General features: G+C 47.7%; 1 protein-coding gene. It reads left to right on the top strand.

Annotated elements, in window-relative coordinates; all coding sequences use genetic code 11:
• Positions 1 to 237: hypothetical protein (locus H3S94_RS11840; protein WP_210328031.1), on the top strand; the 237-nt coding region annotated here is incomplete at its 5' end.
• Positions 238 to 266: the final 29 nt, after the last annotated feature.

Below are 266 nucleotides of genomic sequence, written 5' to 3'. Positions count from 1 at the left end.
AATGCGGTCAAGCCGCAACAGGCGGCGATATCCAGTCCGGTGAAAAAGAGTTGTAACAGATTAGAAAATGCGGTCAAGCCGCAACGTCATGTCGAAAGCCTTAACATATTGGCGGGTTGTAACAGATTAGAAAATGCGGTCAAGCCGCAACAAATGACGCGAACCATTGCCACCATTGCTCGTTGTAACAGATTAGAAAATGCGGTCAAGCCGCAACAAAAGTCCGCGCGGCAATGACGACGATCCGGTTGTAACAGATTAGAAAA

The sequence above is a fragment of the Bartonella sp. B10834G3 genome (assembly GCF_016102505.1).
In the GTDB taxonomy this organism is placed as follows: domain Bacteria; phylum Pseudomonadota; class Alphaproteobacteria; order Rhizobiales; family Rhizobiaceae; genus Bartonella; species Bartonella choladocola.
The sequence above is the reverse complement of the archived record's forward strand: the minus strand, read 5'-3'. Positions and strand labels throughout refer to the sequence as shown.